Raw genomic sequence first — 20,956 nt, 5'->3', positions numbered from 1 at the left:
ACATCCCCCTTGCCCTTAGCCTGACACGGCGAAGTTCATAATATCATTTTTATTTTCTGCCGGGCGTGTAAATTCTTTAATTACCTTACCTTCAAACATAATCAACACTCGATCGCAAACCGTTATCAATTCTTCAATTTCAGAGGTTGCCATAATAATGCTAGAACCTTGACCAGAGATTTCCTTCATAATGTTATAAATCTCATCTTTTGCACCTATATCAATTCCTTGAGTCGGTTCATCAAATAAAAGAAGTTTAGAGTTATGAATTAGCCATTTGGCAATAATCACTTTTTGTTGATTTCCTCCACTTAAGGTTCCCATTGGGACATGCATACTACTTGCCTTGATATTTAACTTCTGAATAGCATCCTTCATTGCTATCTTCATATCCTTTTGGTTCACAAAGCTTCCTTTAGAAAAGGAATGAAGGGATGGTAACATTGCATTTTCTAATATTGATAGTTCTAAGTTCGCCCCTTCTGTTTTTCTATTCTCCGGAACTAATCCGATTCCTAAATCTACTGCAAAACTCGGAGAAGGTATCGATTTCTTTTCTCCATTCATATATAGCTTGCCTGATTGAATAGCATCTGCTCCGTAAATCGCTCTTAGTAGTTCTGTTCTTCCCGAGCCAACTAAACCGTATAGGCCAAGAATTTCCCCTTTTCCGACAGTAAAAGATACATCCTTAATTTTTGTATTTGTGAACCCTTCTACTCGTAAAAATTCTTCTTTTGTCGAGGTTACATGCACCTTTTCTTCTTTTTCAATAGAACGTCCCGTAATATGATAGATTAATTCCGGTTGTTTAATATTCTTCAAACTATCTGTAATAATCCATTTACCATTTCTTAATACAGTTACTCGATCTCCAACAGCATATAGCTCATCTAGCTTATGAGAAATATAAACTATCGTATATCCTTGGTTCTTGAGTAATTCAATTACATCAAAAAGTTTCAATACTTCATCGCTAGAGAGAGCAGTTGAAGGCTCATCCATCACAATTATTTTACATTCAGACTTAATTGCTTTTGCAATTTCAGTCATTTGTTTTAGTCCCATACTTGCTTCTGAAGTTTGCAGATTTGGTGAGGCAGATATCCCCAATAGAGAGAAAATCTTTTTAGATTCTTCGTTAATCTTTCTCCAATTAATAAAACCACCACCCGGTTTTAAATAATCTCCAAGAAAAATGTTTTCTGCTAGACTCAATTCTTCTATTAATGAAAGTTCTTGATGTATAGTAGAAATACCTAATGCCATACTGTCAGAAGGTGTTTTAATACTTACATTTTTTCCTTCAAGCAATATTTCTCCTTCATCTTTTGTGTACACGCCTGCTAATATTTTCATCAGTGTAGATTTCCCAGCCCCATTTGCCCCTATTAAACAATGTACTTCACCTTTTTCTAGTGAAAAGTTTACGTTTTGAAGAGCCTTTACGCCCGGGAATGATTTAGATACATCTTTCATTTCAAGTATGTTACTCACTTTGTTCTGCCTCCTTTCTTCAACTTCTCCATGACTGGAAATAATAATTGATTTAATTCAAGATAGCTTTCAAAAAGTAAATCGTATTTTTCTTTCATCTTAGTATTAGGTGTATACGTTTTTTTCATCTCGACCATAGATGACGATGCCTCTACTAAACACGAATATTTCCCCAGACCAAATGAGGCAATAATAGCTGCTCCCTTAGATCCTGTTTCGATGTCTTTTGGAATCGAAATTGGCACTCCCGTCACATCACTAATAATCTGCATCCATGACTCATTTTGAGTACCACCGCCACCCGCAATAATTCGTTTAACAGGTATAGCTGATTCGTTAAACGTGCGTATAACATTTCTTGTACCAAATGCAATCGCTTCCAAAATTGCTCTATATATATGATATTTATTATGAGAAAGTGTCAGCCCAATAAAAGCACCTGTTGCGTATGGCGTTTTGTAAGGAGTTCGATTTCCCTTCCAACTATCCAGCATTAGAAGTCCGTCACTTCCTGGTTCAATATGTTGAATCTCTCTCTCTAGTTCCTTGTATACTTCCAACTTGTTAGGTTGATGCTCATAAAATTCCTTTAGAAACCAGGAGATGATAGAACCGCAGGAGAGTTGACCTCCTTCTAACAACCACATATCCTGTACGAGTGGTGAATCATATGGTCCCCATAAAGAATCATTAAATATTGGTTCTTCATGGTGCATTAAATGTACAAAACTAGTTCCAGTGGTCATATTAAGATTTCCTGGTTTAAGTGCTCCTGCTCCAATCATCCCTATATGGGCATCTATGCCCCCTTGAAATACTGGTATTCCAGCCTCTAATGATAAGAAGTCAGCGGCCTCCTGCGTAACAGTACCTACCAAGTCACCAACATGTATAATCTTAGATGGCCAATGTTTTGTAATGCCTTCAAGATCTATACCGTGTAAAAACTCTTCAGAGAAACCACCAAGTCGTTCAACATATCCCCATTTACAGGTAGCGTTGCACTGTGATCCTACTAATACACCAGTTAATTGATAGTTCATCCAATCTATTTGCTCTACAATCCTTTTACCAGTTAAATCATAATTCTTTTTTAACCACAATGACTTTGTCAACATCCACTCAATGGAGGTTTTTCCTCCAGAATAGCGTAATCGCTCTTTTACCTGAACATGTAAATTTTCATTGATTTCACCTTCCTCGTCTGTTGACCGTTGATCCATCCAACATTGAGCTAAATCGATTGGTTGTAAATTTTCATCTGTTAATAAAACAGTTGATGAGGTTGCGCAAAGTGCGATACCTTTAATCCGTTCACGATTTACCGCTTTGATAACAGACTGCATAGCTGTTTGTAAAGCAATCCACCAGTCATTTGCATCTTGCTCGGAATGACCGTTACTACCGTTATGCGTTGGATAAGCAGCACTTGCATTATAAAGCTGCTCACCTTCAGTTGTATAAACACCGACCTTCAAAGATTGAGTTCCTAAATCGATACCTAGTACATAATCTTTCATCATTTTATTCGCCCGGATAGATTAAAATTTTATTGAAAGCTAATTCTTTGTTTTTTAGTTTTTCAAATACTTGTGGTGTTTCTTCTAAATCAAAACGGTGAGAAATAATTTCCTCTGTTTTAATTTTCCCTTGTGCCATACATTCAATTGCATATGTCCATTCTTTTCCGGGAAATGGATCAGAGAAGGAATTCCAAGAACCCTTAAGCGCAATTTCATAGCGCATAAGTCTATCTACAGATTTAGCTGATAGATTAAGTGGCTGGTTAGAAATACCAAGGAATACTACTCGTCCCATTTTTCCTGTGATAGACACTGCTTGATCCTGCGCAATAGGTGAACCGGAAGTATCTAGTACTACATCTATACTTACATCTGCTAATACTTCTATTATGTTTTCTTCCATTGAATTAACAACACGGTCTGCACCTAAAACTTTTGCTATTTCTAGTTTTTCATCAAAGATGTCTATAGCAATAACTTCTTTTGCTCCCATTTCACATGCAAATTGAACTGCAAACATTCCAATTGCACCAAGTCCAATAACAACCACCGTGTCACCTTTTTTCAGATCGCCCCTCCAGAGACCATGAACGGCATTTGCTGCTGGATCGACCATTGCGCCTGCATCATAAGAAATTGTGTCATCTAGTTTCAAGATATTCTCTTTACCTACTTTGATGTAGTTAGCCATAGCTCCGTCAGTTCTTGAACCGTAATAATTATAGGAATCACACAATCCATATTTCCCTTGCTTGCAATATACACATTCTCCACAAGGCACTAATGGTGCAATTGTTACGCGATCTCCTACTTTCCATTCTGTTGCTTCTGAACCACATTCAATAATTTCACCCGCAAATTCATGACCAAGTGTTAAGCCTTTGTAATAAGCACCTTTAACTAATGCCCTTGGAATATCAGAACCGCAAATACCCACTGCTTTCACTTTAATCAATACTTCAGTTGCTGAAATCGTTGGTATTTCTATTTCCTCTACTTGTAAATTTCCAGGTTCATATAATTTGACTGCTTTCATCATCTAAATACATCTCCTTTATACATATCTCTTTAGCTAATTCTTCATCTATGAAAAGGGTATTAACATATCCTCCATTTAAGGCACCAATCACACTACTTGCCTTCTCTTTCCCAGCTGCAAGCGCAATTGAATACTCTTTATTTCTTAATTCTTCTAACTCAAGCCCTATCGTTCGCTCGTTTAAACTTCTATCAACGAGCTCACCTGTAATAGAAAAATACCTAGAACAAATATCCCCAACTGCATTTTTTTCAATCAACTCTTCGTATGTATCTCCTTTAAAATATCCACCTTTATAGAGAACCGAATCGTATGAAACATTTCCTATTCCAAATAAGGCAATATTACTTTTGTTCCCGAGTGTCAGTGCCTGCTCTATATTAGAATCTGTCATGATGGCTTCAGCAATTATGGAAGAATCTACAATGGATGGGACAGGTAAGTGATAATGCTCCGCACAAAAAGCTTGCGATAGTTTTTCAAGCAGTGCTCCTGATCCAGTAGAATATGAACTTTTTGCAACCCCGCCATTTAATTGGACAATCTTCATATTAGGCAATACTTTTTTCTTTAAATAAGGAACAACATGACTTAAACTAGTTCCCCAAGATAATCCTAAGATGGAATCGTCTTCGCAAATTTCATATAGATAAGCTGCAACAGCTTTTCCGACATCATTCAAAACAAGTTCTCTTTCATGCAAATACACAGGCAATACAAATACCTTTTTCAAGTTATATTTTTCTTTAATCTTACTTTCTAATTTTTGAACAGAACTAAGTGTATAATTTATTTCCACCTTTATAATACCGGCCTTAAACGCTGCATCTATTATTCTACTAATGGTCGCCCTTGAGTAATTGAGCTTTTCAGCTATCTCTTTTTGCGTTAATTTCATTTCGTAATAGAGCTTTGCAACTTTAATCATTTCTACTTTTGAGTACATATTTCCCCCTCCACGAAACTTTGTTCACTACGTAAAATTTTGTTCTAAATGTATTATAATCGAAAGATTCTAATATGTAAGCGTTTGCTCATATAATGAACATAATTTCAATTGTTTCTGAAATTAATACAATTAGTATCTTTACTACTAGTTTCAGATATAGAAGTACCCAGAAAAGTTTTCGTGACACTATATGGTATCCCTTCTTCTTAAAATGATTAGGAGACCTCCTTATTGGCATAATGAATTTTCTATAATAAACATGTCCCCCAAAAGTTAGGGAAAAAGGATGCAATTTTAGTGTGTTTACTAACTTGGTGTGCAATCGATGCTACTATTTATGTTTTAGTAAAAAGGGTGCAAAACGGTACTATTCAATAATTCTTTCAAAATATCCCGAACAAATTAAATGTACAGAACTTAGAGTAAATAACTCAATATTTGAAACAACTCACGCAGCCATTACAAAGAATGGCTGATAGCCCTTAAACCAAAATCCCCCAAAATAGCGAGGCTTTTTAATATAGTTCAAAAAGGCATAGAATCGTGTTGTATTTGCTAATAATTCTAATTTAGATCTTTAGACTATTCGTTTGTGCTTATTTCAAAATATCTTTTAATCAACTAACTACTATTTTTGAATAGCGGCCAACAGACTTTCTCTTACCTCTTTGGCAGCCTCTAACATCACTTTTAACCCTTGGATTGTTTCTTCTTCTTTTCTTGTTTTCAAACCACAGTCTGGATTAATCCAAAATTGTGTTGGTTTGATTGTTTGAAGCGCTCGATTAATATTTTGTTTCATCTCTTCTTTACTTGGAACACGTGGGCTATGAATGTCATATACTCCTAAACCAATTTCTTTATCATAGGTATTTTTTTCAAATGCTGAAATGATTTCTCCATGACTTCTTGATGTTTCAATCGATATTACATCTGCATCTAGGGCACTAATGGAATCGATTATACCGCTGAATTCTGAATAACACATATGTGTATGGATTTGCGTATCATTTTTTACTGAAGCAGTTGCCAGTTTAAATGCATATACGGCTGCATTTAAATAGTCGTCCCTTTTTTCAGGGTTTAATGGCAATCCTTCTCTTAATGCAGGTTCATCTACTTGAATCATGCCGATTCCATTCTTTTCAAGCTCCTCGATTTCCTGACGAAGTGCATATGCAATTTGGTTTAACACATCAAAACGAGGGATATCGTCACGTACAAATGACCAGTTCAAAATCGTTACAGGTCCTGTCAACATTCCTTTTACTGGCTTCGTCGTTAACGATTGGGCATAAACACTTTCCCTCACTGTAATTGGTTCACTGAACGCAACATCCCCCAAAATAAGTGGAGGTTTAACACAGCGCGAACCGTATGATTGAACCCAGCCAAATTGTGACACCGCAAAACCACCAAATTTTTCACCGAAGTATTCTACCATATCTGTTCTCTCAAATTCACCATGAACTAAAACGTCAATGCCAATTTCCTCTTGAATTTTAATCCATTTTTCAATCTGTTCATTAACAAATCGCTCATATGCTTGATCCGTTATTTCCCCTTTTCGCCATTTCGATCTAGTTTGTCTTACTTCAGGGGTTTGCGGCAAACTCCCGATTGTCGTTGTTGGGAGAAGAGGTAAGTTAAATCGTTGCTGTTGCTTTTTAATACGTTCAGCAAATGGTAATGCACGGTTCACATCTTGTTCTGTTAGTTTTTCAATACTTCCCTTCACTTTTGCGTTTTGTCTGTACTTGGAGTTATTTAAAATAGAAAGGGCATTTTTACTTTCTTCAAGTTCTGCTTCAATCACCTCAGTTCCTTCATGTACTCCTTTACTTAGCAGAACAATTTCAACAAGCTTTTCATCAGCGAATGCTAGCCCGCCTTTTATGATTGAATCTAGTCGCTCTTCTGATTTCGTACTGACCGGTACATGTAAAAGAGATGCAGAAGGTTGAACAATAAGCCGATCTTTTTCAACATATGCTTGAATTTCGTTTAGAAGTGCCACTTTTTTATCCAATTCTGCGCGCCATACATTTCGTCCATCAATGACACCTGCAAAAAGGATTTTGTCTTTAGGGAATCCATATTTCCGTAGCTGTTCAAGCGAATCTCCGTGCACAAAGTCCAGACCTAGTCCTTTCACTGGCAACTCAGCAACCGCTTCATAATCAGCAGCTTTTTCAAAATACGTTTGCAGGATAATATTGAGTCCTGGAACTGCCTCATGAATTGCAGTATAAACTTGTTTCACTTGCCCTATTTCTTCGCTAGACAATTTACTAGTCAAAATTGGCTCGTCAAGTTGCACCCACTTTGCTCCTGCCTCCGCAAGTTCTTTTAACACTTGAATATACAGTGGTGTAAGCTGTTGTAATAAAGAAGTGAAATTTTCTGTCCTTGCCAGTTTAATATAAGTAACTGGTCCCAAAATAACAGGTTTTCCATTAATACCTAGCTTCTCTTTTGCTTCTTTATAAAAAGTAAGTGGACGATTCTCTACTAATTGCGGTGTTACACCTTCAAGTTCTGGTACGATATAATGATAATTCGTATTGAACCATTTCGTCATTTCCGATGCTACTGCATCTTTATTTCCACGGGCAATTGCAAAATAAGTCTCCAAAGACACTTTTCCACCTGTATATGTAAAGCGCTTTGGAACAACTCCAAACATAACTGATGTATCGAGCACATGGTCATATAGTGAAAAGTCTCCTACCGGAATAAGATCGATTCCTAATTCTTTCTGTTTACGCAAATTCGCAAGACGTATTGCATCCGTCGTTGTTAACAGTTCCGCTTCTGAAATCTTACCGTTCCAAAAACTTTCTAACGCTCTTTTCCATTCACGCTTTTCACCAATTCTTGGATATCCAATATTTGAACTTTGTACGTTTACCATGCATATTCTCCCCTTTTAGTTTATGTTTTTAAATATGTAAACCTGTGAATCTCACTTTTTCAATCACCCCCTTTCCAGTTGGTAATGTAATGTAAACAAAAAAAGCGATGTCCCAGCCATCTTCGGCTGAGCCATCGCTCAAAATAAAAAGTAGGAAACAACAAGACTAATCCACCGATACGATGAAAATAGCCCCTCGCCCCCACCTCTCAACCCCCGAAGAAAGTGTTGCTTCATACGATAAAAGGCAGGTATACTGGCTCGTGTTTCATCCTTCTGCTGACCTTCCCACGATTGCTCGCAGTGGCTGTTTCAACAGTCGTCCACACTTACAGTTGCGGGGACAGCTTCGGTATTTCACCGAATTCCCTTTTAAACCGTAACGGTACCAATTTATCGTTAACATTTTATATACTGTGATTGTAAAGACAAAAAAGAGTCTGCTCCTGATAATTATTAAAGGAGCAGACTCTTCGTATGAATAAGTCTTTTCCTCATCTATCAAGTCTTTAATCGACTTGCTGGAATTAGCACCGTGCCATAACAGGCGGTTGCTGAGGTGTCATCGGGCCAGTCCCTAAACCTCTCTAGATAAGAAAAACTATTAAATTTTATTGTTGCTTACAACTCTACTTCATTATCTAATAATTTGCAATACTTTTTTCGAAAAGGATTTTTCCCTATTCGTATTTATGGATTAGTTGACCATAATCCAGCTGATTTAAGTAGGATTCTTGGATTCATTTTAAGCTGAGCGACCATAAAGTCTGCAAGATCTTCTGGCTGCATAACTTTTTCTGGATTGCCGTCTGTTAAGTTTAATTCGACCGCCATATCTGTTGCTACTGTACTTGGCGTTAATGTAACGACACGGACATTATGCTTTCTAACTTCTAGCATCAAGGATTCGCTCAAAGCAATTACTGCTGCTTTTGATGCACTATAAGCACTTGTTACTGGTGCTCCTTTTTGACCTGCTGTGGAGGAAATATTAATAATATCCCCTGTCTGTCTTTCAATCATTTCAGGTAATACAGCTCGCGTTACGTAATAAGTCCCCATGACATTTACTTGAATAATTTTTGCCCATTCTTCTGGATCTAGTTCAAGGAAATTACCAAATTTACTAATACCCGCACTGTTTACTAATATGTCGATAGAGCCAAGATCAGCTTTAATCTTGTCTACTGCTTCGTTTACAGATTCCATATCGGCAACGTCTGCAGTTGCGATGGAAACCTTCACTCCGAAATCTTTTAGTTCGGCTGCTACTTGTTCTAAATTTTCAATCGTACGAGCCAGTAGCCCAACATGAATTCCTTCTTTCGCAAATGCGATCGCTGTTGCTTTTCCAATACCACGACCTGCTCCTGTAATAAGGGCTGTTTTCCCAGTAATTTCTTGCATTTTTCTCTCTCCTTTTTCAATAAACGTTTATGTACAATCTCTATATAGATTACCGTCCTCTTACTTAAATGTATACTAATCTGCATTTTCAATTTTTCCAATAATTGGTCATATACAATCAAATCAGTTCGTACTTCCTATTTCCCGCTTATTCTTTGACAAATTACGGTATTTAGACTCATTTTTAACGAAGAATTCTAAAGTACCATTTTTACCAACTATATCCACATGTACTTGAAAGCTCCAAAAATAGCTGACTATAATAAAGAGAGTGAATATTATTAACGACAGGGAGATGTGTACGATGAAGAAAAGTATTGCAGTTTTATTAGCATCACTAACTATTATTTTAGCTGCTTGTAGTGACGATGGAGAAGTTGCTGTAGCGGAAAATGAAAATGATAAACATACAGAAGAGAAAAGTATTAAGTCTAATGCAGTACAAACAGAAACTGCTGATACCGAAAAAGTAGAGAATAAAACAGAAAAAGAAGAATCGAATACAACTAAGCAAATACCAGGTGAAAATATATTGAAAGAAGATATCGTATTCGAATATGAAGACGGTGACATTGTAATAACACTGAACCATGCTGAATTTACAAAAGAATTTACAACTTCAACAGGGGCAGATCCACACAGCATAATAGCAGATAGCGAAATCTATCTTCATGTAACAGGAAAAATTAGTAATGATACATTAAACTCATTTAGCTATGGCAACCCACTGGCTCCGGTGAAGTTTAAAGCGATTTATGATAACAAACATGAATTCGAATTCACTGCAACTACCGAATCATTGGATGGTTCAGAGTTCGGTGCCTCTAGTATTGATTCTTTACAAGAACAAACAATTCATTTGTATACAAAAGTTCCAGTACCAGTTTCAGAACGAGATAATTCACTAGTATTTGTCGTCACGGATAGTGAGGGCGAACACGAAATCGTTCTTCGTTAAAAGGAAAAAGCATCGATGCATATTTACGCTTCGGTGCTTTTTTACTTATTATTTATCTTTGTTTCTTTTTTCTTCGTACATTCCTCTGTCTGCAATTTGAATTAGCTTTTGAAGGTTATCCCCATCTGTTGGATAAATCGCAAACCCAATTGAAGCTCCAATAGAAGAGAACTCACTATCATTATGCTCTTTTAAACTTCGTAGTAAGGCCTGTATATAATCGTTATTAAACTCTTCTTTTAGATGAGATACGAGAATGACAAATTCATCGCCACCCCATCTTGCAACTAAATCTTTTTTATGCACGAAGTTGGTTAATTTGGTTGCAACTTGGTTGAGTAATTCATCGCCTTTTTGATGACCATATTGATCATTTACATCTTTAAAGTTATTAAGATCTACCATAATAACCCCAAGCGACTTTTTTTCCTTGTCACAGACTGCTGAAATCCTTTGAAATTTCTGTTCTATTGTTCGTCGATTAAAAGTATTAGTTAACGGGTCCCTTTCCGAATAATATTTTGCTGAGTCGTATTGTTTACCACACCACCAAGCTATCGTCAAAAAAATAAAAGTTAATATAAAAAAGTTCCATTTAAAAGGCAATCCTAAATACTGATGATAGTAATAATAACGAATTATATTAAAAAGTATCACTACAGCGATTGAAAATATTCTTCCCTGATATCCCATATAACTCACCTTCGATGTGTTTTTATCCGTAAAACCCATCTTACACTATGGACTAAGCTCCATCAACAGACTTTCATTTTCAATAAAATTGTACTATGTATTATTCCTCCAAATAATCAACCAATGCCAAAATCAAACCGACAATCAAATAAAATATTCCCAGACCTATTAATCCGCTACTTGAAGTTAGAATTGGCTTGAGTATCATTCCAATCCCAAATATACTCATGACAATTGCTATTCCCATCGGTCTAGCATATATTTTTCCTTTTTTGTTTTTTCTATGTTTTATAAGTATTAAACCTAATAGGATAAAAATTACTCCATAGGCATGGAAAACAATATCTTCTATCATGCTATGTGAATTAATAGTTATACTTGTCAATATTGCTCCAAATAAAGCAGAAAGAATGCCTACAATTATTCTCATATCATATTCACCTCAACAAAGTAAAGACTTCCACCACATACATAAATACACGGTGGAAGTCTTTTAAAACTTAACGCATTAAATTAATAATACACGCCATTTCTTTTATCGGACATTTCATGAGCCAAGCGAATCGTTGACACTGCTAGCTCCGCGTACGTTATTGCTTGATCAGGATTAAATTTATTTTGATTTGTTTCGAATAATCCCATTGAACTTGCTAAAGCAACATAGCCGGTGTATTCTTTTTTCACTTTATTTGCATCGGCAAAGCCAAGTTTATAAATATCGCTATGCTTTGCAGCTTGCTCTAGACCTAGAGTGCGTACATACCAAACCGCTATTTCTTCCCTAGTAACTTGGGAGTCTACATCAAAATTCTTAGTCGTTGGTTTGATAACGCCCATTTCAACAGCACGTTCTATCGTTTGATACAACGGATGTTTAGGATCTATATTATCAAAGGTTTGGTGCGAATTGTCTCTATCTCCGTAATAACCACCCGAATAAAAATAAGTAAGGGAATTCATTATAACTTTTAACGCTTCCCCTTTAGTGATAGAAGCATCTGCATTAAAGTCTTTCTTGTTTTTGATATCTAAGATTTTAGCACTAATAAGATAATTAAGTTCTTCTTCTGCCAAAGGATGTGAAATGACTGCCGCATTGCTTTCACCATATATGTTCTTCCATTCCCCTGTAGTAGCATCTAAATAACTTAATGAATCTTCGTTAAAAACTGGGGAATAGATCAAATCATAGTGATGATTTTCTTCATCTCTTCCTTGTTTCATATAATTCAATTTTAAGCTCAATGCCTCTTTTAATTTTGCGTTCGCGTCTTCTGCCGAAATAACTTTATCAATTGATGGCCAGTTTTCTACCTCTTGCTGACTCACATTCAAGCTATTTAAAGAACCATCTGCCGCTATGTGTATCCCAATTTGATCTCCCTGCACAACAATACCGTTCACTATTCTAGGAAAACTGAAATAGTACCCACCTGATCTATTTTCAAAATACGGCTCATCTACAGGCATAGCATAATTGTGCAGATAAGAAGGAGCCCATTCTTTTAAATATTTTACCGCTTGAGCAAGCGCCTCTTCTTGAGAAATTGGGTTTTCTGTTTTAGGTTTTTCTCCGATTTGTTCAAGAAGATGGTTTTTTATATCATTGTATTGAATGATCTCACCGGTATCTTTATTTATTTCTAAGTTCGTACCAGATCCACCATTCGCGTAGTTATACATATATTGAACACTAATAACAGCCTGTCCGTTATAGTTTTCTATTTCGTCGATGGATGAAATGGTAAGTTTAACTTTATCAGATTTAATGCTTAAAAGTTGTTCTGCTAGTTTTTTTGCAGACTCCACTGAAATACCTTTTTGTTTCGGAGGTAGTGGATTAGCTGCCAACTTTTCAATTTTCGTTATTTCTGGAATATCTTCTACGTATCCATTTGAAGTTAGCCACTTACCAGTAGATGCATGTACACCCTGCCATTTCATTGTTGGTTGGTAGACAAGCTGAACACTGCTTTCACCAGTTTGATAATCGGTATTCAGTTGGTATTGCAAACTTGTCGTTAGGTTTTCTTTTATCTTTTCCAATATCTCTTTTTTATCTTTTAGTTGTTTTGCATCGTCAAATGTAGCTTTTTCCGATTTAAGAGGATTCTTGTAAAAGTTAACGATTTCACCATTTCCAAGAACCGTTACTTCTATTCTTTGATCCGCAATGGGGACTTTATTTTCCGTACGTGTGAAAGAAAAGGAGTAGCGAATCGGTTCTGTTAAAATTTGTTGAGGATAATAGTTATAAACGTTTGGTTCTAGCTCATATTCCTCTCCGTTTAATAACTGTCCTACGAAATCAACTGCTAGTTTTTTTGCTTCTTCTTTTGTTACTTTTGCTGGAAATAACGATTCTTTATCAAGGGTTGGTTGGTAGTAAAATTGCTCAATTTCTAATTTCTCTCCAACAAATCCTACACTTCCATATAATCGTTTTCCATCAATCGTTTTATTGAAAGATAAATCATAACGTACCGTATCGTCATTTGGATACATGTGAGAGCCACCCATGTAAAAATCACTGCTCGTTAAAAAATCGAACTTCTTAGGAAATAACTCATGAAATTTTTTTATTAAATCATTCTTCGTAAAAACAGTTTCTGTTGAAGCAACTTGGATCTGAATCCTTTCCTGTTGTCCTTCCACATTGGGAGAAGCACTTGCACTAGTAGAAAATACACCAAAAGATAGAGCAGATGAAGCTAGTACAATACCAAATTTCTTTAATTTCGCCAAAATAATCCTCCTAAACTCGTAGTCTTTAAATTGTACATTATATTCTGTAAATTGTGAACAAGAGATTAGATATTTATGTTATTCTCTTCCTTTCTTGGTGCTCATGAACAATTCTTTAGATTCTATGTTAGTTAGGTAGAGAACATGCAAAAAAAAGAAGGAAGAGCTTTATTTAAGCCCTTCCTCCTGTTTGCATCTTCTATTCTTCTTCCGCTTGTGAAAATGCAAAAGATACTTTTTCAAATTCCTCATCTGTGTCGATAAAAGCTAATTCTTCATCTTCTAATCTAAAAAAGAACACATCAATATCTTCTTCCGAGTCTCCTTCAATATCTTCCACGAAACCGGCAGCAGCATATTGAACCTCATCTACTGTTAACAACCCGAGTACTTCCATTTCTTGCTCTTGGTCATCTTCATCAAGTACTGTAAAAATTTGACCTACTTCAATTTCAAGCGTATTTTCTTCCATTCTAATTTCCTCCTAATAACATTTTTCAAAGTTCCCTTTTTTAACTTACATAAGAATTATCTACTATTGAAGGTTTTTTAGCAAAAAATAAACAAAAGAAAAATCTTGGGAAGCTCCCTCGAATGTGTATAAAAAAGAAATGATTACTCATGGAGCTTTTTCCGAATATCTTTTGACACTTTTTTCAACGCTTTTTTAGAACCTCTCTGCATGTCGTGTTGGAATTTCCTTTCTTCATAACTAACAAATAATGAATTTAAATCATAACCTGCCGGATACAGGTCAGTTGCTTTTCCTTCGAGTTCTACCCTTTTTGCATTTACTTTTATTATTTCATCTTTATAGAACACTAACAGATTATTAAGGTTGTCTTTTTTCTCATACACAATGCAAAAATCATCGTGTTCTGTTAGTTTTACTCTGTCCCCTACCTCAAATTCATACGCTTCTGCTTCGGGGACAGTTTCGACAATTGGCCTTTTTATTTTATTGTCTCTTACACGCTCCAAATCATAGTTTTTATCTTCTATATAACGCTGTGCTTTTTGCAGTACTTTTTCACGCAAATTCATTTTCTTAGAAATCCACAGAGCATTGCTATCACCTGATTTGCCAATTAAAAGTTTATACATTGGCTCTAACGCTTCACTATTAAACTGCATCGCAGCATTCATGAAGTCACTATGCATTTCCGAGTAACGTTTAATCTCTCCGTAGTGAGTAGTCGCGACCGTTATGCAACCCATTTGATAAAATTCTTCTAGAATGGCAATAGCCAGTGCTGCTCCTTCGTTAGGCTCTGTTCCACTTCCGATTTCATCAAATAAAAGAAGTGTATTATTCGTCGATGCATTCATAATTTCAGAAATGTTTTTCATATGGGATGAAAACGTACTAAGGGAATTCTCTATGCTTTGATTGTCCCCGATATCTACGAAGAGTTGGTTAAAAACAGCAATTTCGGTTCCTTCATCCGCTTCAATATGAAAACCCGACATGACGGCCAGTGTTAGTATACCAATTGTTTTTAGTACGACAGTTTTACCACCAGCATTAGGCCCTGTAATGATTAGACTGCGATAGTCTTTTCCAATTTCAAAGTTTAACGGCACACTATTTCTAGGTAAGAGTGGATGTCTACTATTTTTCAACTTAATATACCCGTAATTATTTAGCTTCGGTTCTATTCCATCCATACTTTTACTGAACTTGGCCTTGGCAAAAATCATGTCATATTGACCGATTAGTTCAATATTGATTGTGATTTGTTTGATTTCCTCTAGAATACTTCCTGAAAGGGTTGCTAAAATTTGATACTCTTCTATTGACTCCTCCGCTTTTAAAATGGCTAGTTCTGCATTCAATTTTGAAATAGCAGCTGGTTCTATAAATACGGTAGACCCTTTGGAAGAAGCTTCAATAATCGTCCCATCGACTTGATTTTTATAAGAGGCTTTAATGGGAATCGTAAAACGATCGTCTTTTTTACTGATAAAAAATTCTTGAATATATTCTTTGTTGGCACTGCTTTTTAAAAATTTATTTAGACGTTCTTCTATTTTTTCTTCTGTCTTCGAGATTTGGTTTCGAATCCGCTTTAATTCTTTACTAGCTTGTGAATCAACTCTGTTCCCTCTAATAGAAAAGTTAATATCTTCTTCCATACTCGGAAATTCTGTCATCGAATAAGCATAGGCATGCAATACAGGAGCAAAAAATTCCTTCCCCAACATAAACTGCTTTATCATCCGACAGCCTCTTAAAAAGTCCGATATAGCTACTAACTCAGATGGACCTAGAATCATCCCTTTTTCAAGCTTTTCCATCAGATGATTGATATTGGAGATACCCTTTAATGGTAGATGGCTTTCCGCATCTAATAACTTCCGCGCCTCTGTCGTCTCGTTCAGTCTATTTTTTACAACTTTACTATTTGTGCTCGGCTCCAACTTATCCAACAACTCTTTTCCTAAACTGCTTACACAGTAGGATTTCACCATTTCTTTTAATTCGTTGTATTGTAATTTTTCAAATGTCATTGTATTCATTTTTAGTCCTCCTTAAAAAGTCAAAAAATGCCCGCAAGAATCTCTCCTACCTTCCATAGTTACGGTTTTAACCGAAAAATGGATAGAAAGCTCCTGCGGGCATCAGCTTTGTGATGGTCACAAAGCATTTTTATCGTCAACAAATAAGAAGGTAGGAACGAAAAAGAGCATGGCAGGACAAATCCCACCACGCTCTTCGTCTTAACATACCATTATGTTAAACGATTATATGGAAAAGGAAGCAGTCTTTAGGTAGGTATCCACAATATTACTTATACATTGTGGAACAAGGCATACTTAATAAACTAGTACAAAACCAGTCATTAAAAGCCTTATTAAACTAAATTAGTTTATACCTACAACCGACATACTTCACCACACCTTTAATTAGAATATTTTCAATATATCATCATTTCGTGTTAGAGTCAATTAGCTGGAGAGCAATAAACGCAACCTGTATGCATTCATAGCTGTTTCTCCCAGTTGATCTAACAGTTTGTAGTTGGCAAATGCCCCGACAACCGCTCCGATACCAGGCAGTAACTGAAACATTTTTACTAAATCAATATGATCCCTATATTCCTGTTGAAATTCTCGCCAATCCATATCGGCAATCACATGTTTTTGCTGTTCCCAGTTTTCAATAATATATAATGCATCTCTTCGTTTTTCCTCACTTGAAAAAGCTAACAGAAAAATATGTAGAATGAAAAGTCGTTCTTCATAATCATCCGTATCAAATCCGTAAATAACAGCAGCTTCAAATAGAAATTTCATTTTTATCGATAGTAGTAATGGGAAATCAGCAAGTCCAAGCAATATCCCTCCTGCACCAGTTCCTGCTCCTTCTACAACAGCGGTTTTTCTGAAGGTAGAAAGTTTTTCTTTCAGTAGTTCGTCTCGCTCATAAAGACTAAGCTCTAATGGCAGCCGTTTTTTCGTTGTCATATTGGAGCCTACAAGGGTTGCTTTTACCATGTTTTTAATACTTTCTGTCATCACTTGATGAAACTTTTCTGGAATAAGACCGTTAATCTTGTTCTGTACATTTTTAGACGTCCGGCCTAGGATGCCAGTTTTCTTTGTTATTCTATGCTTCCAAAAGTGAAGTTGTTGCTCTACTTCTTTTGTATAATCAACCATATGTCCCCTCTTTTCCCGTGCTTACTTTTACTTTCTAGTATAGACCATCTGCTATTTAAATAAATGTACTTCAGCAGTGTTTACTAATACATCTCAAGCCATAGTAGAAATATAGTCGTTTAAAGTATTGTACTCTTCTGGTCAAACTTATATAATAGCGGAAGAAACATATTACGATCTGATAGTTCAGCGGGAGAATACGTCCTTGACAGGGACGGGGTCGGGGGTTCGAATCCCTCTCAGATCATATGAAAAGGCGCATTCCAGAAATAGGAGTGTGCCTTTATTGATAGGAGGGAAATACAAATGCAAATTCGAAAATTGAACATCAACGAAGCACCTCCAATTGACTTGTTGTTATTGGCAGATCCTTCTCTACCATTAGTAAAGGAATATTTGAATACAGGAGATTGCTATGTCGCAGAAAACAACAAAGAAATCATAGGCGTTTATGTATTGCTTTCTAAAAGTCCAGAGACAATTGAACTTATAAATATTGCGGTTTCAGAGAGCGCACAAGGTAAAGGTATTGGAAAACAATTAATCATGGATGCGATTCAGAGATCCAAAGTAAAAGGCTATCAAACAATCGAAGTTGGAACGGGTAATTCCAGTATTGGTCAGCTCGCTTTGTACCAAAAATGTGGGTTTAGAATCACTAGTATTGATCGTGACTTTTTCACGAGACATTATAAAGAAGATATTTTTGAAAACGGTATTTGGTGTAGAGATATGATACGCCTTTCTCAACAATTGAATTGATTGAAAAGGACTTCCACCAATTTATTAATTGATGAAAGTCCTGTTTGTTTATGCCAATCGACCAGAATATTGTTTTTTTATGAAAATGACAAAAAAGCTTGCTATTAAACAGAAAACTCCTGCCATAAGAAAGGCCCCAGTATAAGAGTTAAAAAATTGATAAATAAGCCCGCCTCCATAAGCTGCAGCTGCTGCACCTACTTGGTGAGATGCAAAAATCCAGCCATAAATGACACCACTTTGCTTGATACCAAAAATTTGCCTAGAGATACTAATTGTTGGTGGCACGGTAGCAATCCAATCTAATCCATAAAATACGGAAAAAACAAATAGCAAAGTCATGTTCCCTTCCTTAAGTGCATAAGGAAGTAGTACTAGAGAAGTCCCTCTTAAAGCATAGTAGGTAAATAATAGCCAACGATTATCAAAGCGATCTGATAGCCAACCAGATAAAGTAGTCCCGATTAAATTGAATAATCCCATAAACGAAAGAAGCGAAGCCGCTGTAACTAAAGGAACGCCAAAACTAATACAATATGAAACGAAATGCGTACCAAATAACCCATTCGTAGAAAAACCACAAATAAAGAAGCTACCTGCTAATAACCAAAACTCCTTCATTTTTACCGCTTTCAGCAAACCTTTGAATGCAATGACAATAGGATTTTCTTTTGGTCCTTCATCACTTTCTTCTATTTCTTCTTTCAGTCCATATCGAAGAAGTCCAACATCTTTCGGACTGTTTTTCATAAATAATAAGATAATGATTAGCATAATCAAACTCAAAGTCACAATTAATCCCATCGCGGGACGCCACGAATAGTTCTCAATAATACTTGCTAAAACAGGAAGTAAAATAAGCTGTCCTGTCGCTGTACTCGCAGTTAAAATCCCTACTGCAAGACCTCTTCTTTTCTCAAACCAATGATTCGCCACATACGGACTTAATACTGTTAAAAAAAGACTAGATCCAAGCCCAATAATGATTCCCCAAATGATAATTAGCTGCCATGCTTGCTGCATAATGAAAGTAAGTAGGATACCGATTAGTAGAGTGGCCATTGACATCAGCATCATTTTCCTTAAGCCCATTACATTGAGTAATGCCGCCATAAACGGTCCAGAGATGCCATATAAAAACAAACTAATGGCAAAAGCAACCGCAATAACTGACCGATCCCAGCCAAACTCGCTTTCGAAAGGAGTTATAAAAACTCCCGATGATGACATCGTAATTCCAGCTACAATAATGGAGAAAAATGTTACAGCAAGGATAAACCAACTATAATGTATACGTTTCACCACATTCCCTCCACCTTTAAATACTTTACTTAACATTAACCCATTTCAAATTATCAGTAAAATTGAAATTTCTGAAGTTATCTATTGATTTCTCTGATACTATAATAGGAAGAATAAACTTAAAGTAGGTGAAATAATGGAAATACGGCATTTTGTTACATTTAATAAGGTCATTGAAAACGGAAGCTTTACACAGGCTGCAGAACAATTAGGATATACACAATCTACGGTAACTTCTCATATACAGGCACTGGAAGAACATTTAGGTGCGCCTCTATTTGACCGAATGGGTCGAAAACTAAAATTGACCGATGTCGGCAAAAAGTTATTGCCCTATACGAAAGAAATTTTAGAAACGTACGGAAAGATTGAAAGTATTGCTAGTGATGAAGAGGAGATGAGTGGAGAGTTAAAGATTTCGGCCCCGGAGTCCTTAACCGTTTATCGTTTAGAGCCAATATTAAGAGAGTATAGAAAGAAGTTTCCCCATGTGAGCATCAGTTTAAGTAACGCCACTTGTGGAGATAACAAAAGAGCAATACTTAGCGGTAGTGCAGATATCGCATTTCTTATGTTGCCACAATTACAGGATTCCGATTTAATCGTCCATTCCTTACTAGCTGAACCTGTAGTCCTTGTCGGAAGCCCTGACTGTTCACTGAATATACTAGATAAAAGCTACGATAATCAAAAACTAAGCGAATGTTTGATCGTGAACGAGGAAGAATGTAGTTATCGAAATATGTTTGAAGAATACCTTAGCGAACGAGGTATCTCACCTTCTCACACAATGAAGCTTTGGAGTGTAGAAGCGATGAAACGTTGTGTCATGAGTGGTCTAGGTATTGCTTGCTTACCTTTAATGGCAGTCAATGAAGAAATCAAAGAAGGAAAGTTAAAAGTAATTCCTTGCGAAGGAAACTTTTATCCTATTTACTCTCAATTTGCTTATCACAAAAACAAGTGGATTTCCCCCGCTCTAGCAATGTTTATCGATATTACATTGAAGCATGCAAAAGATTGGTCGAACATGGAGGCATTTTCGTTGAAGAAATAAAGGAATTATCAAAATAAGTAAACAGTGCAGAAATGTCTATAATAAAAAATCATAGGTGGTATGTAAATGTTTTATAGGAGAAAATTTTACACTGTAAAAAATGATTTTATAGAAGAATTTAATGAATATTTCAATAAAACCAATTTACCTAATCAACTAAAGTACGGAGCACGTTTAATAGGACGTTGGATGAAAGATAATAAAGATAATTCAACGGAAGTTTTCGCTATTTGGGAATATAACAGTTATGACGATTATATAGAAATTGAGAATAATGTAAAAGGTGACAGTGCTCACGTTAAACGAATTCAAGAGTGGTATGAGAAAAATGGCGGTAGGGAACATGTTTTTACAAAATATATATTGGAAGTGAAAAACGAAGCGTTAGTGTCCACTCTAAATAAAGATAACTAACATCGCAGTTTAGTAAAATAAGAAAAGAGTTAA

The 20,956-nt window shown here is 36.0% G+C and carries 17 protein-coding genes, 1 tRNA gene and 2 riboswitches; of the genes, 5 read left to right on the top strand and 13 right to left on the bottom strand.

The annotated features are described in order from the left end of the window. Positions 1–15: 15 nt before the first annotated feature. The 6 genes from ACIQ38_RS18110 to ACIQ38_RS18085 form a co-directional block, all read right to left on the bottom strand. Positions 16–1,497 carry a sugar ABC transporter ATP-binding protein gene (locus ACIQ38_RS18110; RefSeq protein WP_402826266.1) on the bottom strand — a complete coding sequence of 494 codons (1,482 nt, stop codon included), beginning with the start codon at positions 1,495–1,497 and terminating at the stop codon, positions 16–18. Beyond that, complete coding sequence (locus tag ACIQ38_RS18105; protein ID WP_402826263.1) at positions 1,494–3,020, bottom strand: FGGY-family carbohydrate kinase; 1,527 nt, start codon at positions 3,018–3,020, stop codon at positions 1,494–1,496. The genes ACIQ38_RS18110 and ACIQ38_RS18105 overlap by 4 nt, the downstream gene beginning before the upstream one ends. A 1-nt stretch (position 3,021) precedes the next feature. Next, on the bottom strand, positions 3,022–4,059 hold the full coding sequence (locus ACIQ38_RS18100) for a galactitol-1-phosphate 5-dehydrogenase (protein WP_402826260.1): 1,038 nt from the start codon (positions 4,057–4,059) through the stop codon (positions 3,022–3,024). Further along, positions 4,034–5,005, bottom strand: a complete 972-nt coding sequence (locus ACIQ38_RS18095; protein ID WP_402826257.1) for a sugar-binding transcriptional regulator — start codon at positions 5,003–5,005, stop codon at positions 4,034–4,036. Before ACIQ38_RS18095 ends, ACIQ38_RS18100 begins: the two co-directional genes overlap by 26 nt. A 631-nt stretch (positions 5,006–5,636) precedes the next feature. Then, on the bottom strand, positions 5,637–7,922 hold the full coding sequence (gene metE, locus ACIQ38_RS18090; RefSeq protein ID WP_402826254.1) for a 5-methyltetrahydropteroyltriglutamate--homocysteine S-methyltransferase: 2,286 nt from the start codon (positions 7,920–7,922) through the stop codon (positions 5,637–5,639). Between the two features lie 229 nt (positions 7,923–8,151). Beyond that, positions 8,152–8,331, bottom strand: a riboswitch (cobalamin riboswitch). A gap of 82 nt (positions 8,332–8,413) precedes the next feature. Continuing rightward, a riboswitch (SAM riboswitch) is annotated at positions 8,414–8,520 on the bottom strand. Between the two features lie 92 nt (positions 8,521–8,612). Then, on the bottom strand, positions 8,613–9,329 hold the full coding sequence (locus ACIQ38_RS18085; protein ID WP_402826251.1) for a 3-ketoacyl-ACP reductase: 717 nt from the start codon (positions 9,327–9,329) through the stop codon (positions 8,613–8,615). 304 nt (positions 9,330–9,633) lie between these two features. On the opposite strand from ACIQ38_RS18085, the gene ACIQ38_RS18080 reads away from it, so the two are divergent. Beyond that, entirely contained in the window at positions 9,634–10,287 is a 654-nt protein-coding gene (locus ACIQ38_RS18080; RefSeq protein ID WP_402826248.1) for a hypothetical protein, read from the top strand. Positions 10,288–10,335: 48 nt separating this feature from the next. On the opposite strand, the gene ACIQ38_RS18075 is transcribed toward ACIQ38_RS18080, so the two are convergent. From ACIQ38_RS18075 to ACIQ38_RS18050, 6 genes are all read right to left on the bottom strand, one after another. Further along, positions 10,336–10,980: a GGDEF domain-containing protein gene (locus ACIQ38_RS18075; protein WP_402826245.1), complete on the bottom strand. Its 645-nt coding sequence runs from the start codon at positions 10,978–10,980 to the stop codon at positions 10,336–10,338. Positions 10,981–11,080: 100 nt separating this feature from the next. Further along, positions 11,081–11,410 carry a hypothetical protein gene (locus tag ACIQ38_RS18070; RefSeq protein WP_402826242.1) on the bottom strand — a complete coding sequence of 110 codons (330 nt, stop codon included), beginning with the start codon at positions 11,408–11,410 and terminating at the stop codon, positions 11,081–11,083. Positions 11,411–11,493: 83 nt separating this feature from the next. Next, complete coding sequence (locus tag ACIQ38_RS18065) at positions 11,494–13,725, bottom strand: YcdB/YcdC domain-containing protein (protein WP_402826239.1); 2,232 nt, start codon at positions 13,723–13,725, stop codon at positions 11,494–11,496. 199 nt (positions 13,726–13,924) lie between these two features. Further along, positions 13,925–14,197, bottom strand: coding sequence for a DUF1292 domain-containing protein (locus ACIQ38_RS18060; protein WP_402826236.1), 273 nt, complete (start codon positions 14,195–14,197; stop codon positions 13,925–13,927). A 143-nt stretch (positions 14,198–14,340) separates the two neighbouring features. Next, a complete protein-coding gene (locus tag ACIQ38_RS18055) occupies positions 14,341–16,245 on the bottom strand; it encodes an endonuclease MutS2 (RefSeq protein WP_402826233.1) in 1,905 nt (634 codons plus the stop codon). Positions 16,246–16,674: 429 nt separating this feature from the next. Continuing rightward, positions 16,675–17,388, bottom strand: coding sequence for an EcsC family protein (locus ACIQ38_RS18050; RefSeq protein WP_402826230.1), 714 nt, complete (start codon positions 17,386–17,388; stop codon positions 16,675–16,677). A 175-nt stretch (positions 17,389–17,563) separates the two neighbouring features. Here ACIQ38_RS18050 and ACIQ38_RS18045 point away from each other — a divergent pair. Both ACIQ38_RS18045 and ACIQ38_RS18040 read left to right on the top strand, forming a co-directional pair. Continuing rightward, positions 17,564–17,635, top strand: a tRNA-Val gene (locus ACIQ38_RS18045). A gap of 59 nt (positions 17,636–17,694) precedes the next feature. After that, positions 17,695–18,150: a GNAT family N-acetyltransferase gene (locus tag ACIQ38_RS18040; protein WP_402826227.1), complete on the top strand. Its 456-nt coding sequence runs from the start codon at positions 17,695–17,697 to the stop codon at positions 18,148–18,150. 48 nt (positions 18,151–18,198) lie between these two features. Here the strand turns inward: ACIQ38_RS18040 and ACIQ38_RS18035 are convergent, their stop codons facing one another. Beyond that, complete coding sequence (locus ACIQ38_RS18035; protein ID WP_402826397.1) at positions 18,199–19,452, bottom strand: MFS transporter; 1,254 nt, start codon at positions 19,450–19,452, stop codon at positions 18,199–18,201. A 136-nt stretch (positions 19,453–19,588) separates the two neighbouring features. Here ACIQ38_RS18035 and ACIQ38_RS18030 point away from each other — a divergent pair, with 136 nt between their 5' ends. Then, positions 19,589–20,509: a LysR family transcriptional regulator gene (locus tag ACIQ38_RS18030; RefSeq protein WP_402826224.1), complete on the top strand. Its 921-nt coding sequence runs from the start codon at positions 19,589–19,591 to the stop codon at positions 20,507–20,509. 66 nt (positions 20,510–20,575) lie between these two features. After that, the gene (locus ACIQ38_RS18025) at positions 20,576–20,923 is read left to right on the top strand and encodes an NIPSNAP family protein (RefSeq protein ID WP_402826221.1); all 348 of its coding nucleotides are present in this window, start codon (positions 20,576–20,578) and stop codon (positions 20,921–20,923) included. Positions 20,924–20,956: the final 33 nt, after the last annotated feature.

This window comes from Psychrobacillus sp. NPDC096389 (genome assembly GCF_044762855.1).
Taxonomy (GTDB): domain Bacteria; phylum Bacillota; class Bacilli; order Bacillales_A; family Planococcaceae; genus Psychrobacillus.
This window is presented reverse-complemented; position numbering and strand designations above follow the sequence as displayed.